The 13,867-nt window shown below is 65.0% G+C and carries 15 protein-coding genes; 5 read left to right on the top strand and 10 right to left on the bottom strand.

The window, feature by feature from the left end:
* Nucleotides 1-52: 52 nt before the first annotated feature.
* The 4 genes from PG879_RS02495 (at nt 53) to PG879_RS02480 (ending at nt 3,372) form a co-directional block, all read left to right on the top strand.
* Nucleotides 53-1,093 carry an isopenicillin N synthase family dioxygenase gene (locus PG879_RS02495; RefSeq protein ID WP_039041093.1) on the top strand — a complete coding sequence of 347 codons (1,041 nt, stop codon included), beginning with the start codon at nt 53-55 and terminating at the stop codon, nt 1,091-1,093.
* Nucleotides 1,094-1,241: 148 nt separating this feature from the next.
* A complete protein-coding gene (locus tag PG879_RS02490) occupies nt 1,242-1,925 on the top strand; it encodes a MetQ/NlpA family ABC transporter substrate-binding protein (protein ID WP_405694784.1) in 684 nt (227 codons plus the stop codon).
* The gene (locus PG879_RS02485) at nt 1,922-2,716 is read left to right on the top strand and encodes a methionine ABC transporter ATP-binding protein (RefSeq protein WP_270829665.1); all 795 of its coding nucleotides are present in this window, start codon (nt 1,922-1,924) and stop codon (nt 2,714-2,716) included. Before PG879_RS02490 ends, PG879_RS02485 begins: the two co-directional genes overlap by 4 nt.
* Nucleotides 2,701-3,372: a methionine ABC transporter permease gene (locus PG879_RS02480; RefSeq protein WP_010673787.1), complete on the top strand. Its 672-nt coding sequence runs from the start codon at nt 2,701-2,703 to the stop codon at nt 3,370-3,372. The genes PG879_RS02485 and PG879_RS02480 overlap by 16 nt, the downstream gene beginning before the upstream one ends.
* Before the next feature lie 94 nt (nt 3,373-3,466).
* On the opposite strand, the gene efp is transcribed toward PG879_RS02480, so the two are convergent.
* The 3 genes from efp to PG879_RS02465 form a co-directional block, all read right to left on the bottom strand.
* Nucleotides 3,467-4,033: an elongation factor P gene (gene efp / locus PG879_RS02475; RefSeq protein ID WP_010673788.1), complete on the bottom strand. Its 567-nt coding sequence runs from the start codon at nt 4,031-4,033 to the stop codon at nt 3,467-3,469.
* A 45-nt stretch (nt 4,034-4,078) separates the two neighbouring features.
* Complete coding sequence (gene earP, locus PG879_RS02470) at nt 4,079-5,275, bottom strand: elongation factor P maturation arginine rhamnosyltransferase EarP (protein ID WP_109422252.1); 1,197 nt, start codon at nt 5,273-5,275, stop codon at nt 4,079-4,081.
* Nucleotides 5,276-5,370: 95 nt separating this feature from the next.
* A complete protein-coding gene (locus PG879_RS02465; protein ID WP_119196915.1) occupies nt 5,371-6,414 on the bottom strand; it encodes a GMP reductase in 1,044 nt (347 codons plus the stop codon).
* Nucleotides 6,415-6,805: 391 nt separating this feature from the next.
* Here PG879_RS02465 and rloA3 point away from each other — a divergent pair, with 391 nt between their 5' ends.
* Nucleotides 6,806-7,285 (top strand): retropepsin-like aspartic peptidase RloA3, encoded by a 480-nt coding sequence (gene rloA3 / locus PG879_RS02460; protein ID WP_041201491.1) that lies wholly within the window; start codon nt 6,806-6,808, stop codon nt 7,283-7,285.
* A 67-nt stretch (nt 7,286-7,352) separates the two neighbouring features.
* Here rloA3 and PG879_RS02455 read toward each other — a convergent pair whose 3' ends face one another.
* From PG879_RS02455 to PG879_RS02425, 7 genes are all read right to left on the bottom strand, one after another.
* Nucleotides 7,353-8,792, bottom strand: a complete 1,440-nt coding sequence (locus PG879_RS02455) for an ATP-binding protein (protein ID WP_045525604.1) — start codon at nt 8,790-8,792, stop codon at nt 7,353-7,355.
* Complete coding sequence (locus PG879_RS02450) at nt 8,789-9,481, bottom strand: response regulator (protein WP_041215642.1); 693 nt, start codon at nt 9,479-9,481, stop codon at nt 8,789-8,791. Before PG879_RS02450 ends, PG879_RS02455 begins: the two co-directional genes overlap by 4 nt.
* An 81-nt stretch (nt 9,482-9,562) precedes the next feature.
* On the bottom strand, nt 9,563-10,210 hold the full coding sequence (locus tag PG879_RS02445; protein ID WP_134996602.1) for a tetratricopeptide repeat protein: 648 nt from the start codon (nt 10,208-10,210) through the stop codon (nt 9,563-9,565).
* A gap of 1 nt (nt 10,211) precedes the next feature.
* Nucleotides 10,212-11,060, bottom strand: a complete 849-nt coding sequence (locus PG879_RS02440) for an SDR family oxidoreductase (RefSeq protein ID WP_039039562.1) — start codon at nt 11,058-11,060, stop codon at nt 10,212-10,214.
* Nucleotides 11,057-11,713 (bottom strand): TenA family transcriptional regulator, encoded by a 657-nt coding sequence (locus PG879_RS02435; RefSeq protein ID WP_039039563.1) that lies wholly within the window; start codon nt 11,711-11,713, stop codon nt 11,057-11,059. Before PG879_RS02435 ends, PG879_RS02440 begins: the two co-directional genes overlap by 4 nt.
* On the bottom strand, nt 11,710-13,191 hold the full coding sequence (locus PG879_RS02430; protein WP_270829663.1) for an AMP-binding protein: 1,482 nt from the start codon (nt 13,189-13,191) through the stop codon (nt 11,710-11,712). The genes PG879_RS02435 and PG879_RS02430 overlap by 4 nt, the downstream gene beginning before the upstream one ends.
* A complete protein-coding gene (locus PG879_RS02425; RefSeq protein WP_041215639.1) occupies nt 13,188-13,853 on the bottom strand; it encodes a thermostable hemolysin in 666 nt (221 codons plus the stop codon). The genes PG879_RS02430 and PG879_RS02425 overlap by 4 nt, the downstream gene beginning before the upstream one ends.
* Between the last annotated feature and the right edge of the window lie 14 nt (nt 13,854-13,867).

Here is a 13,867-nt window from a genome sequence, read left to right as displayed (position 1 = left end):
GTCAGAACGAGAGGTTCACCCTCACTTTCCATCGACAGGGAGCGTTATCGCCATGAGCACCTTGGTTCACTTGCCCATCCTCGACCTGAGGCAGCTGGATGCCTCGCCCGACGCTCGGGCCGATTTTCTGGCATCGTTGCGCGATGCCGCGAGAGAGACGGGATTTTTCTACCTGACCGGCCACGGCATCGATCCCGAGCTGCAACAGGAGGTACAGCAGCTGTCGCGGGCCTTCTTTGCGCTGCCTCTGGCGGCCAAGCAGCAGGTCGCCATGATCCACTCTCCCCATTTTCGTGGCTACAACCGACCGGGGGCGGAGCTGACCCGGGGTCAACCCGACTGGCGAGAGCAGTTTGATATCGGTGCCGATCGCCCTGCCTTGCCGCGCGCGGCGGGCGACCCGCCCTGGTGGCGGTTGCAGGGGCCGAATCAGTGGCCGGAGGCGCTGCCGACACTGCAACCCGTGCTGACGCGCTGGCGTGGGCAGATGACCCGGATGTCCCGTACCCTGCTCGGGGCTTTTGCCGAGGCGCTCGCACTGTCGCCAGATGCCTTCGATGCCCTGCACGGAGAGCGTCCGAACGAACATATCAAGCTGATCCGCTATCCCGGTGAGCGGGGCGCCACTCAGGGGGTCGGTCCCCACAAGGATTCGGGCTTCCTGAGCTTCCTGCTGCAGGATGACCAGCCCGGCCTGCAGGTGGAGGTGGCGCCGGATCACTGGATCGATGCGCTCCCGCTCCCCGGCACCTTCGTGGTCAACATCGGTGAGCTGCTGGAGCTCGCCAGCAACGGCTACCTGCGGGCGACCGTGCACCGGGTGGTGCCGTCGGCGCCGGGGCAGGAGCGTCTCTCCATCGCCTTCTTCCTGGGGGCCCAGCTCGACGCCGTGGTGCCCGTCTATCCGCTGCCCGAGGCACTGGCCCGTGAAGCCAGGGGGCCTGCCACCGACCCGCACAATCCGCTGCTGCGGGAGGTGGGCTGGAACTACCTCAAGGGGCGGCTGCGTTCCCACCCTGATGTGGCATTGCGCCACCATGCCGATCTGTTGCCGGCGCCCCGGGCGCTGGCGGTCGGCGAAACCACCCATTGATTGCATGGCAAGGAGCACAAGATGAACAAGCACGGACTGTTTTCCCTGAGCGGCCTGGTATTGGCCCTCGGACTCTCTCTCCGCCCAGGCAGCCCAGGCGCTGCGGGTTGCCGCGGATCCACTGCCCCATGCGGATATCCTCGGCGAGGTGAAACGCCAGGACCCTTCGCTGGATCTGCAGGTGATCGAGCTCAGTGGCGGCATCAATGCCAATGCTCTGCTGGTGGCGGGTGATGTGGATGCCAACTACTTCCAGCACGTCCCTTACCTGCGGGATCAGGAGAAGGCGCTCGGCACCGAGCTGGTGGTGGCCGCGACCGTACACGTGGAGCCTCTTGGCATCTATTCGAAGAAGTTCAAACACCTGAGGGAGGTACCGGAAAAGGCGGTGATCGCCCTGCCCAACAATGTCACCAACCTGAGCCGGGCCCTCTATCTGTTGCAGCATGAGGGGCTCATCACCCTCAAGGCCGGCCATGAAGATCCGGCGCGGGATCTGGCGACGGTACACGACATCGCCACCAACCCCAAGGCGCTCAAGATCCTGGAGATCGAGGCGCCGCAGCTGCCGCGCTCCCTCGACGACGTGGATCTGGCGGTGATCAATGGCAACTATGCCCTGGAGGCGGGGTTGGAGCCTGCTCGCGATGCCCTGGGGCTGGAGAGTGCCCAGAACAATCCCTACGCCAACATCCTGGTGACCACCCCGGCGCTCAAGGATGATCCGCGGATCCGCCAGTTGGCGAGGGATCTGGAGTCCAGGGCGATCGCCGACTTCATTCGCAAGAGCTACAAGGGGTCGGTGATCCCGGTGGCCGGGCGGCAGTCATGATAGTGCTGGAGGGGCTCGGCAAGCAGTACCCGGGGCACGGGCAACCCGCTCTGGAGGGGGTGTCGCTCGAGATTCCGGATGGGGCCATCTACGGCATTCTCGGGCGCAGCGGGGCGGGCAAGAGCACGCTCATTCGTTGCCTCAATCTGCTGGAGCGGCCAAGCCGGGGCCACATCCTGTTCGATGGCCGCGACATCACGGCACTGGAGGGGGCGGCCTTGCGCCGCCACCGTCAGGGGACCGGCATGATTTTCCAGCACTTCAATCTGCTGCACGCCCGCAGCGTGGAGGAGAACGTGGCAGTCCCGCTGGAAATCGCCGGAGTGGCGCGCCGGGAGCGGGCGGCCCGGGTCAGCGAGCTGTTGGAACTGGTGGGGCTTGGCGAGCACCGTCGCGCCTTTCCCTCCCAGTTGTCGGGGGGACAGAAGCAACGAGTGGGCATCGCCCGCGCCCTGGCCGCCAATCCGCGCCACTTGCTCTGTGACGAGGCGACCAGTGCCCTGGATCCGGAGACCACGGAGTCGGTGCTGGCGCTGCTTGCCGACATCAACCGCCGCCTCGGGATCACCATAGTGCTCATCACCCACGAGCTGGAGGTGGTCAGGGCTATCTGCGATCACGCGGCATTGCTTGAACGGGGTCAGCTGGTGGAAAGCGGCGCTCTGGGCACCCTGCTGGCCAACCCCGACTCCCGTGTGCGGCAGGCCCTGTTGCCGGATCCCGAGATCCTGCGGCGTTTCATGGCGCGTCACGGAGTCACAGAGGAGGTGCGTTTATGCAGAGTCGCCTGAGTGTCGATGCCTTGCTCGAACTGATGTATCAGGGGTCGCTCGAAACGCTCTACATGGTGGGAGTGGCGGCCGTGTTCACCCTGTTGCTGGGGCTGCCGACCGGGGTGCTGCTGGTGGTGACCCGTCCCGGGGGCGTGCTGCCCTTGCCCCGTCTCAACATGGTGCTGGGGATCGGTATCAACATCGGGCGGTCGCTCCCCTTCGTGGTGCTCCTGATCGCCCTGATCCCCCTGACCCGGCTGGTGGTCGGCACCTCACTGGGCAGCACCGCCGCCATCGTCCCCATCACCCTGGGGGCCTTCCCCTTCTTTGCCCGGGTGGTGGAGAGCGCCCTCGATGAGGTGGACAAGGGGCGCGTCGAAGCCGTGCTCGCCATGGGGGGCAGCGGCTGGCACGTGGTCGTCAAGGCGCTGCTGCCCGAGGCCTTGCCGGCGCTGCTGGCCGGACTCACCCTGACGGTGGTGATGCTCATTGGCTTCTCCTCCATGGCGGGGGTGGTCGGTGGCGGCGGGCTCGGGGATCTGGCGATCCGCTACGGCTACCAGCGCTTTGACGACAAGGTGATGGCAGGGACAGTGGTCATGTTGCTGCTGCTGGTGCAACTGGTACAGGGGGTGGGGGACAGGCTGGTGCGGGCACTGGCCCATCGCCGCTAGGGGCACGGCTTCTCATCAGGCCGGCCGTGAGGTGCCAGCCAATAAAAAAGCGAGCCTTGGCTCGCTTTTTTTGCAATCACATCAAGGGGTCAACTTAGTTGACGCGACGCTTGAATTCACCGGTACGGGTGTCGATTTCGATCTTGTCACCGATCTCCACGAAGGCGGCAACGGCCAGCTCGTAGGAGGTGCCCTTCAGGCGGGCAGGCTTGGTCACTTTACCGGAGGTGTCGCCACGGGCGGCCGGCTCGGTGTACTCGACTTCACGCACGATGGTGGTCGGCAGTTCTACGGAGATGGCTTTCTCGTTGTAGAAAGTCACTTCGCAGAGGTCTTCCATGCCGTCTACCAGGTAGTTCAGGGCATCACCCAGGTTGTCTTTCTCGACGTCGTACTGGTTGTACTCGGTGTCCATGAAGACATACAGCGGGTCGGAGTAGTAGGAGTAGGTGCACTCTTTACGCTCCAGCTGAACGACTTCCAGCTTGTCGTCGGCCTTGAAGACGGTCTCGGTGGCGCTGCCGTTCAGCAGACCCTTCAGCTTCATCTTGACCACGGCGGAGTTACGGCCGGATTTGTTGAATTCAGCCTTCTGGACCACCATCGGCTCGGTGCCGATCATGACTACGTTACCAGCGCGGATTTCCTGTGCGGTTTTCATGTAAAAAATTCCTGTTCGTGAAACGGACGGATAAAAACTGCCAGATTATATACGGCTTTCTAAAAATTTCACCAACCTCGTGACGAGATCCCCGTCCGCCAGCAGCCTCTGTGGCCAGGTGCGCCCATGTTGCTGCCATATGGCCGCGTATTGCGGCCATTGTGCCCAGAGTTCACCGGTGTGTTCCCCCCGGTTGAGGGCATGGTTGAAGCGGCGCAGCCACTGACCGGCCGGCGCTGGCAAGGGGGAGAGGTAGTGGTCGAGAAAACCGTCCAGCTTGACCATGTGGGCATCCTCTTCCTGCTGGTAGATGTGCCAGAGGAAGGGGCGCCCCGCCCACTGGGCCCGCACGAAGGAGTCCTCCCCGCGCACCAGGTTGAGATCGCAGCTCCACAGCAGGCGATCGTAGCCCCTCTGATCGGTCATCGGCAGCAGCTTGATGGTGAGGTTGCCCGCCTGGAGCAGCGCGCCTGCCTTGGCCGTCGGAATGGCCTCTGCCAGCCCTGCGCCGATGAGCACATCGTCGAGGGAGCGCCCCAGCGGCAGCAGCAGGGTGACGGGGGTGACGCTCTGGCGCCAGCCCTCGACCAGGCTCCTGAGCGCCTCGCTCTCGTAGGTGAAGAGGCTGACCCGCAGCTCGTCTTCTCGTTGGGGTGGCAAGCCGAGGCTGGCCCAGTAGGCGGTCAGTCCCGCTTCATCCTGCTGCCAGCGCTCGCGCTCGACGATGAGGCCGTGCTCGCACAGCAAGCCGCCCGTTTTCTGCGTGAAACCCGGGAAGAAGAAGTACTTGTCGAGGCGCTGGCTGCCGACCTGCTGGGGCGAGGCGAGGCCATGGCAATCCTCGACCCAGCTCTCGGCCGAGAGGTATTCGAGGTTGATCCAGCAGGGGGGCATGGTCTGCTCGGCCATGCGTTCGATAAAGGGGGCGGGCAGCTCGCAGGCAAACGCCTCGATGACCACCCTGGCCGGGGTCATGTCGGCGGGGAGGCGCTCGTGCCAGTGCTGGACATAGATGCCATCGACCCACTGACCGTCCTGTGCGGGGTCGAGCGCCGGGCAGATGCGGGCGAAGCTAGCCAGATCGTCCACCCAGAGCCGCACCTGCACCTCACTCTTCTGCGCCGGGAGCGCGCCTTCCTGTTTGAGCTGGCGGGCGAGTCGCCAGGTGACGCCGATGTCACCGAAGTTGTCGACGACGCAGCAGAAGATGTCCCAGTCGAAGGGGGGGAGAGGGCTTGTCATGGCGCGGGATCCCAGATGCAAAAAAACCGGTGCGCAGGGTAGCACACCGGTTGGTCGGCTTCTAACCGTCAGCGCGTGACGGGGTCTGTGGCAGGTTACTCCTTGCCGTAGACGTTGTTCTCCTGCTCGCGCACCCGGATGAAGGTGGTGCGTTTGGTGAGCTCTTTCAGCTGGCTGGCCCCCACATAGGTGCAGGTGGATCGCACCCCGCCCAGGATATCGCGCACCGTGTTCTCCACCGGGCCGCGGTAGGGCAGCAGCACTGTTTTGCCTTCGGAGGCGCGATACTCGGCGACGCCGCCAGCGTGCTTGTCCATGGCGCTGGCCGAGCTCATGCCGTAGAACTTCATGAAGGGCTCGCCATCGACCTCGACGATTTCACCGCCGCACTCTTCGTGAGCGGCCAGCATGCCCCCCAGCATCACGAAGTCGGCGCCGCCGCCGAAGGCTTTGGCCACATCCCCCGGGCAGGTGCAGCCGCCGTCGCCGACGATCTGGCCGCCCAGACCGTGGGCCGCATCGGCACACTCGATGATGGCGGAGAGCTGCGGGTAGCCGACCCCGGTCTTGACCCGGGTGGTGCAGACCGAGCCCGGGCCTATGCCCACTTTGACGATGTCGGCGCCGGAGAGGATCAGCTCCTCCACCATCTCGCCGGTCACCACGTTGCCCGCCAGGATGACGTGGTTGGGGCAGGCGTCACGAATTTTGCGCAAAAACTCGACGAAGTGCTGGGAGTAGCCGTTGGCCACGTCCACGCAGATGAAGCGCAGGGCGCTGGACATCGCGAGGATCTGGCGGGTCTTGGTGAAGTCCTCCTCCGAGGTGCCGGTGGAGACCATTACGTGGCCCAGCAGGGCCGGGTCGGTCTCATTGACGAAGGTTTGCCACTGCGCAAGGCTGTAGTGCTTGTGCACCGCCGTCATCATCTCGAAGCTGGCCAGGGTACGCGCCATGGCGAAGCTGCCGACGGTATCCATGTTGGCGGCGATGACGGGCACGCCCTGCCATCGGGTCTGGGTGTGCTTGAAGGTGAACTGGCGGGTCAGGCTGACTTGGGAACGGCTCTTGAGAGTAGAGCGCTTGGGGCGAAACAGGACATCCTTGAAACCGAGCTTCAAGTCTTCTTCGATACGCATTGCGAATTCCTTATTGAGCCTTGTGTGAGAGCTCACTTTGCAGTGGCAACTTTTCGGCAGGCGCAAAAAAACCGGTGGTTTTCAGGCCCTCCGGTTTACAGCAGTGTAGGCAAAAATCCCGTCAGAACAAGACTGATAATTCACGCACCGCTGTGGTAGCCTTTGGCGTCACAACCTGAGGATGGCCGCTAGCGTCATCCAGCACCCTGTTCTCCCCTCGTTTTCCTGCTGCATTCCCCACTCACGCGCCGTGCCCGGCATGGATTGTCGCCTGTTGGCACCGCGTCCAGAGCCCGCTCCCCTGCACGCCAGAATCCGGTTGACCCGGCAGTTGGCTGTGATACATCTGGGCGCAAGACTGACAAGGCGAGAGAGCAAAATGGGCAAGAGAATGGTGGCGGCGGCCATGATGTGGGCGCTGTGCGGCAGCGCGATGGCGGCCCAGACCAGCTATGGCTGGATCGAGAAGGGGGTGCTGATGCCCTACGGGGTGGCGGTCAAGATGAAGCTCGATACCGGTGCCCTCACTTCGTCGCTGGATGCCCGCGACCTGAAGCATTTCAAGAAGGATGGCAAGCCCTGGGTGCGCTTCAACCTGGTGCTGACCGATGCCAATACCGACAAGGTGGTGCGCCGGAGCGTGGAGCGACCTGTGGAGCGCAGCGTGACGGTGCGCGGGGCGGGCGGCATGGAGCAGCGCCCGACGGTGACCATGTCCGTCTGCGTCGGGGACCAGGTCTACAAGGAGTGGTTCACCCTGCGGGATCGCAGCAAGATGATCTACCCGGTGCTGCTGGGGCGCCGTCTGCTGGCGGAGCTGGGACCGGTGGATTCGAGCCGGACCTTCACGGTACAGCCCACCTGCGACTAGGGTGGTGCAGCCATGAAAAACGGGGGCCAGGCCCCCGTTTTTCATGGCGTGCGCAAAGGCTGACCCGTCATGCCTGGCGCGAGGCGGGAAGCAGCACACTCACTTCGAGCCCCCCTTCGGGCCGGTTGTGGATGTCGAGATCCGCTCCGTGAAGCTGGGCGATGCGCGAAACGATGGCCATGCCAAGGCCCACGCCATCCCCCTGCTGGGGATTGACCCGGAAGAAGCGCTCGCACAACCGGGAGAGGGCGGCGGTGGGGATGCCGGGGCCGTTGTCCCGCACATCCACCCGGATCCGGTTGCCCACCTGGCTCACCACCACGGCGACCTCGCCGCCCACCTGGGTGTAGCGCAGCGCATTGTCGATGAGGTTGCCGAACATCAGCTCCAGCAACATCGCCTGTCCCATTACCTGCACCTGTTCGGCGCCCTCCAGGGACAGCTGCTGATCCTTTTTCAGGGCGATGGGGGCCAGGGTCGCCAGGGTGCCCTGCAACAGGGGGAACAGGGGGAGGGCGGTGAGGGCCGGGCTCTGCTGGTTGTCGATGCGGGCCTGGGTCAGCAACTGGCGGATCAGCCGATCGCTGCGATCGAGGGCCAAGAGCATCTTGCGCAGGGCCTGCTCCCGGCTCTGATCATCCTCGGCCGTCATGGCGTTCTCGCTGTGGATGCGCAGCACCGCGAGGGGGGTGCGCAGCTCGTGGGCGGCCTCGTTGGTGAACTGTTTCTCCCGATCCAGAGTGTCAGCGAGGGCGTGCATCAGCCGGTTGATCTCCCCCACCAGCGGCGTCAGCTCCTCGGCCTTGATGGCGAGATTGAGGGGGCTCAGGTTGGCGGGATGACGCTCGCCGATGGCTTGCGCCAGCTGGTGCAGCGGTGACAGCCCCCGGGTGATCAGCCACCACAGCAGACCGAGCAGGAAGGGCAGGGTGATGAAGAGGGGTAGCATGGTGAGGGTGGCCATCTTGCTGGCCAGCTCGCTGCGTTCGTCATCCCGCTCCGCCACGATGAGCCAGGTCTGTTCACCTTCGTTGTAGAGGGTAAAGGTGCGCCACTCGTGGTGATCCTTGGTTTCGCTGTTGAAGCCCCGCTCCAGGGTGGTCAACGGTTGGGCCGGGGCATTGGGCGAGCGCAGCAGCACGGCGCCCTGCTCGCTCAGCAACTGGAAGTAGAGGTTGTGCTCGAATTCATGGCCATAGGGGGTGAACTCGTTGTCCTGGCCGAACTGGAAGAAGCCGCCCTTCTCGATGTGGGGCGTCTCGGGGACGGCCTGCACCCACTCCTGGTACACGGTGCCGTTGCGCGGCAGCTCGCCGCTCTGCTTGAGATAGCGGCTGAGCAACTGGTTGGTGATGCGGGCGGACTGGGCGAGACGGGCATCAAACAGCTCTTCCATCTCGTGGTTGGCCTGCAGGTAGCCGATAAGGCCGCTGATGGCGAGGCTGAGGCTGACCAGGGCCAGGATGCCGGAGAGCAGGAAACGGCGGATGGAACGGACACGGCTCATGGGGCGGAGGCTCCTCTTGCGCCCTGGACGTCGAGCTGGGGCACGATGTAACCGACGCCGCGAATGTTGCGGATGAGCTCGGGGAAGAATTTCTTGCGCAGATGGTGAATGTGCACCTCCACCGCGTTGCTCTCTGCCCCCTCGTCCCAGCCGTAGAGGCTCTGCTGCAGTTGATCCCGGCTCAATACCCGGCCGCTCTGGGTGATGAGCTCCTGCAACAGCTTGTACTCGTGGGGGGTGAGCTTGACCGGCTCGCCCCGATAGGTGACCTGTTGTGACGCGGGGAAGAGCTGCAGCTCCCCGTACTCCAGCACCGCCTGGGCCTGCCCCTTGCTGCGCCGCACCAGGGCGCGCAGCCGGGCGTTGAGCTCCTGCAGGGCGAAGGGTTTGACCATGTAGTCGTCGGAGCCTGCATCCAGCCCCAGTACCCGGTCGTCCAGGGCATCACGGGCGGTCAGGATGAGCACGGGCAGGGTCTGCCCCTCCCGGCGCAACTTGCGCAGCAGGCTGATGCCGTCGATGTCCGGCAGGTTGAGATCCAGGACAAGGGCGGCAAATTCCTCGCTCTTGAGCGCCGAGAGGGCCGGCATCCCCTGCTGGAGCCAGTCCACCGTGTAGCCGCTGCTGCGCAGGGCATCAACCATGCCGTCTCCCAGCATCACATCATCTTCCACCAACAGGATCCGCATTGTTCTCTCCCTCAAACGACACTGCCCACCAGTATGCTAGCTGGTGGGCAGAGTTGAAATAGCACACTGTGCTGCTTGTGTTTACAGCTTGGCGAGACGCTCGCGAATTTCCATTCTGCGGCCCTCGTCCGCCACCTCGCGGCCAGGGCGCGCCGGGGCGGCCAGGGCCTTGTCCAGATAGACCTTCGCCTGTGCCTTGTCACCCTGATCCAGCAGGAAGTCGCCGTAGAAGAAGTTGGGGTCGATGCCGGTGGGATTGATGGCCAGCGCCTGCTTGAGCAGCTTCTCCGCCTTCTCGTCGTCTCCAAAGCCCACCGGCCAGCCCGGCACCTGGTAGTAGAGGGAGCCCAGGCTGGTGTAGGCCGAGCCTTCCAGCGCCTTGGGATCCTGCTTGATGGCGATCTCGAGCTTGGCCTTGGCCTCCTTCACCAGGCTCAGGGCGCCGAGGCCGCCCTTGGCCCCCGCCCAGGTGCTCTTGACGATGGCGGACCAGATCAGCAGATCGGTGCGAAATGCCTCCTTGGCGCTCGCCTCATCGGCCTTGGCACTCAGGCTCTCCAGGCAGCTCTCCTTGGCTTTTCCGGTCTGCTGGTACTGGCAGTGGGCCCACTCCTGCTGAATGGTGGGCAGGGCATCGGCGGCCTGGGCCAGACCGCTTGCCAGCAGGCCTCCCAGGGCGAGCAACAGGGGGCCGTGACCAAATCGGGGACGGAAAGTGGCGTGCTTCATCTCAATGTTCCTTCTCGTTTGTCGCACAGGCGGGATCGCTCCTGTGATCGGGGGCTGGGGAGGCGGTGCGGCGGGCGTGGCGCTCGATGATCGGGCGCTGCTTGGCCAGGGCCATGTCCACCAAGGCGGGCAGCAGGCCGTTGAGCCGCACAAAGAGCTTTTCCGGCCAGCCGAGCCAGCGGCGGCGTGTCTCGTTGCACAGGGCGATGACGGCCTCCTCGGCCACGTCCTGTGGGCTGTCGGTCCGGGTGCCGAGCTCGGCATTCATGGCATAGGCCGCCTCGGAGTTGAGGTGGGTGCGGGTGGCGCGGGGGGCAAAGTGCAGCACCTTGATGCCGGTTCCCTCCAGCTCCCGCCCCAGGGACTCGCTGAAGCCGCGCATGGCGAACTTGCTGGCGCAATAGACGCTGTAGCCGGCAAAACCGATGGCCCCGAGGCTGGAGCCGATGTTCATGATGATGGCGGGCTTGCGCAGCCGGGGCAGCAGGGCCCGGGTGAGCTGGATGGGCGCCTCGACGTTGAGCAGCAACTGGCGTGTCACCTGCTCGCTGCTCTGATCTTCCAGCCAGGCGAACTGGTTGCAGCCCGCACTGTTGATGAGCACGTCCAGCCCCTCGTCCAGGGCCGGATGTTGCAGCAGCTGCGCCCGCTCATGGGGAGAGCCAAGATCGGCCGTCACCGTCTGGTGGCGATCCGGATGAGGCAGCTCCCGGCGCAGGCGCTCCAGGGCGCTGGCCCGACGACCGTGCAGCAGCAGATGGGCACCCTGGGCCGCCAGTTCATGGGCCAGGGCTTCACCAATGCCGCCACTGGCGCCAGTCAGCAGTATGCGTTTGCCTTCAAGCTTCATTGGCAGGATCCCGTGAGCTGATAGAGCATGTCGCCATAGAGGCGGTAGACCACCTTGGCGGCGTGAATGATGGCGGCCTGATCGGCGGCATCTTCCACCCGGTTCATCAGGGATTCGAAGAACTTGAGGTGCTCCTGGTCCAGGGCCCCGTGGGAGCTCAGGTAGCTCATGGCCTGGGGCGGCAGACCCAGACCGCTCTTGAGCTGGTCGGCGACGGTCAGGGCGATGGCGACGCTGGTGCCTTCCAGCACCTGCACCATGCCGAAGAAGCCCATGGGGTTGCCGCGTTGGATCTGATCGTAGAGGAAGGCCACCATCAGCTCGATGGGCAGGCCCGGCTGGCCGTGGCGCACCGCCTCGGCATCACCGCCGCAGGCACGGATGTCGTTCAGGATCCACTCCTGATGGCCGTACTCCTCGTCGATGTACTCCCTGATGGCGCCACGCACCCATTCGTACTCCTGCCCCAGCTTGCCGCCGGTGGCCATCAGGAGCGGCACCGTGTGGCGCACGTGGTAGTAGGCCTGTGCCAGGAAGGCGAGGTAGGTGTCACGGCTGATGTCGCCGCGGCGGCAGGCCTCGATGATGGGGGCGTTGAACAGGCGTTCGCGCTCGCAGGCGGTGGCTTGTTGCAGGGTCTGGTAGAAGCTCATGAGGTCTCTCCTGTGAGGCATTGGCTGATCTGCCGGGAAAAATGGTGATAAATCTCGTTGCGACGGGGGCGCCCGTTGGCCGTCAGCAGGCCGGGGAGCTGATCCAGGGCGACCGGCAACCAGTGATGGATGCGGGCGTAATCGGGCAACTGCTGGTTGAGCCGGGCAATCTGCTCTGGCAATTGGGACTGGCTGCCCGGCAGCGGCTGGATAAGGGCCACGTTGGCGGGCTGACCGTCACCGAAGATGACGATGCGGGCGATGGCCGGGCAGAGCTGGGCCTGGGCTTCCACCCACTCCGGGGAGAAGTTGCGGCCAAAGGCGGTGATCTGCACGTTCTTCTTGCGCCCTGTGATGTGCAGGTAGCCCTCCTCGTCGATCCGACCCAGATCCCCTGTGGCGATCTGGCTGCCCGTCTCGCCCTCTTCCCCCAGGTAGCCCAGCATGGCGCTGCCGCTGACCATGACTTCGCCGTCTGCGGCGATCGTCACCTGGCAGTGGGGCAGAGGCAGGCCGACGCTGCCGGGACGATCCCCGTGGGGGCCGTTCAGGGCGACCACGGAGCCGCATTCTGAGAGACCGTATCCCTCGTAGACCGGCAGCCCCGCCGCACGGGCGTGAGCGATGAGTTCGGGGGCGACCTTGCCGCCGCCCACGGCGACGAAGCGCAGAGTGCCGAGCTGTGTCGCCAGGGCTGGGGTATTGAGGCACAGGGCCAGAAGCAGGCGCAGCAACTCGGGTACCAGCACCAGGCTGTGGCTGGGCCAGCGCAGCAGTGCCTGGGCCAGGGCCGCAGGATCCAGCTTGCTGGAGCCCGAGAAGCCGAGTTCCCCCAGGGAAGGGATGCGGCTGCAGGCGCCGGTCAGCAGCGGTACATACAAGCCGGTCAGGTTCTCCAGCAAGGTGGTGAGGGGCAGCAGGGTCAGGTGTTTCTCAATCCGGGCAGGGGCCACCCGCAGGGCAAGGGATCCGCAGACCGCCGTCATCTGTTCCAGCGACAGGCAGACGCCCTTGGGTTGCCCCGTGGTGCCCGAGGTATAGGTGATCTTGGCGGTGCCCGCCGGCAGCTCGGGGAGGCGGGCCGGGATGCGGCGCCACAGGGGCACGGCCTGCTCATCGGGCCTGCCTGCCATGAGCACGAGGGGTGAGGCGGCTTGCCACCCCTGGTGCTCCGGGCCGACCAGGGCGTCTGCTCCGCTGCTTTCAAGCAGCCACGTCTGCTGCGCCGGACTGAAGAAGTGGGGAACCGGGATGACCACGATGCCGGCCCAGGTGCAGGCGAGATCGATCAGCGCCCAGGGCAGGCCGTTGTCGAGTTGCAGGGCCAGGCGGCGGATGCCGGCCCCTTGCAGCACTCCTGCCAGTTGCTGGATCTGCTGCCACAGGCTCTGGTAATCCAGCTCACCCTGGCTGCCTAGCAGTGCAGGCTGGAGCGGGGTCTGGCTGGCATGGTGGGCGATGGTGTCGAACAGCGTCATTGCGCGCACCTCCTGTCGATGTCGGCATGGTTAAAAAGGCGGGGCATGGGCCCCAGCAGGTTGAGCAGCAGGCTGCTCTGTGCGAGCACCTCGCGCCCCTGGTTGATGTCGCCTGCCATCACCTTGGGCTGGCAGCGGTAGTATTCGCCCCAGGCGCTGGCATCCTCTCCCACCTGATGGGCCTCTGCGAGTGCCAGCTCCACCGGGTTGAGACGCAGGCGGGTAAAGCTGTTGCGCAGCTTGGCGGTGCCGGTGAACACCACGTAGTCCAGGGCGTTGTCACACAGCAGACGGCACAGCGCGGCAAACATCAGGCGGGCGTGACCCGGTTCGCTGCAGGCAAGATTGCCCACTTCGATGATGCGGTGGCGGGCCGGACGTACCCCGAGACGGGTCTCGATGGCGGCCTCGACAGGCTGCTCCAGATATTGCTCCAGATAGAGAGGTTGCTCGTGCTCGCCATGGCAGGCCTGATTGAGGCCGCAGGCACCGACCAGCACGCCATCTGCCCGGTATAGCCCGAGCAGGCAGGGCAGAAAATGGGGAATGCGGGCGTTGAACTCGAGGGTGTAGGCGGCCTGGATATAGGTTTGCAGCGCCATGACCTGCTGCGGGGATTCGGCCAGGATCAACCGGTAGGGGGCTTGGATCTCGATGGTCATGGTTGGCTCCTTCT

It is taken from the genome of Aeromonas sp. QDB63 (genome assembly GCF_027707425.1).
In the GTDB taxonomy this organism is placed as follows: Bacteria; Pseudomonadota; Gammaproteobacteria; order Enterobacterales; family Aeromonadaceae; genus Aeromonas; species Aeromonas caviae.
This window is presented reverse-complemented; position numbering and strand designations above follow the sequence as displayed.

Excerpts from the sequence above, each read along its gene's own strand:
- PG879_RS02465 (WP_119196915.1), bottom strand. The coding sequence starts at position 6,414 with ATGCGTATCGAAGAAGACTTGAAGCTCGGTTTCAAGGATGTCCTGTTT.
- PG879_RS02480 (WP_010673787.1), top strand. The coding sequence starts at position 2,701 with ATGCAGAGTCGCCTGAGTGTCGATGCCTTGCTCGAACTGATGTATCAG.
- PG879_RS02450 (WP_041215642.1), bottom strand. The coding sequence starts at position 9,481 with ATGCGGATCCTGTTGGTGGAAGATGATGTGATGCTGGGAGACGGCATG.
- PG879_RS02485 (WP_270829665.1), top strand. The coding sequence starts at position 1,922 with ATGATAGTGCTGGAGGGGCTCGGCAAGCAGTACCCGGGGCACGGGCAA.
- PG879_RS02495 (WP_039041093.1), top strand. The coding sequence starts at position 53 with ATGAGCACCTTGGTTCACTTGCCCATCCTCGACCTGAGGCAGCTGGAT.
- PG879_RS02435 (WP_039039563.1), bottom strand. The coding sequence starts at position 11,713 with ATGAGCTTCTACCAGACCCTGCAACAAGCCACCGCCTGCGAGCGCGAA.
- efp (WP_010673788.1), bottom strand. The coding sequence starts at position 4,033 with ATGAAAACCGCACAGGAAATCCGCGCTGGTAACGTAGTCATGATCGGC.
- rloA3 (WP_041201491.1), top strand. The coding sequence starts at position 6,806 with ATGGTGGCGGCGGCCATGATGTGGGCGCTGTGCGGCAGCGCGATGGCG.
- PG879_RS02440 (WP_039039562.1), bottom strand. The coding sequence starts at position 11,060 with ATGAAGCTTGAAGGCAAACGCATACTGCTGACTGGCGCCAGTGGCGGC.
- PG879_RS02430 (WP_270829663.1), bottom strand. The coding sequence starts at position 13,191 with ATGACGCTGTTCGACACCATCGCCCACCATGCCAGCCAGACCCCGCTC.
- earP (WP_109422252.1), bottom strand. The coding sequence starts at position 5,275 with ATGACAAGCCCTCTCCCCCCCTTCGACTGGGACATCTTCTGCTGCGTC.
- PG879_RS02425 (WP_041215639.1), bottom strand. The coding sequence starts at position 13,853 with ATGACCATCGAGATCCAAGCCCCCTACCGGTTGATCCTGGCCGAATCC.
- PG879_RS02455 (WP_045525604.1), bottom strand. The coding sequence starts at position 8,792 with ATGAGCCGTGTCCGTTCCATCCGCCGTTTCCTGCTCTCCGGCATCCTG.
- PG879_RS02445 (WP_134996602.1), bottom strand. The coding sequence starts at position 10,210 with ATGAAGCACGCCACTTTCCGTCCCCGATTTGGTCACGGCCCCCTGTTG.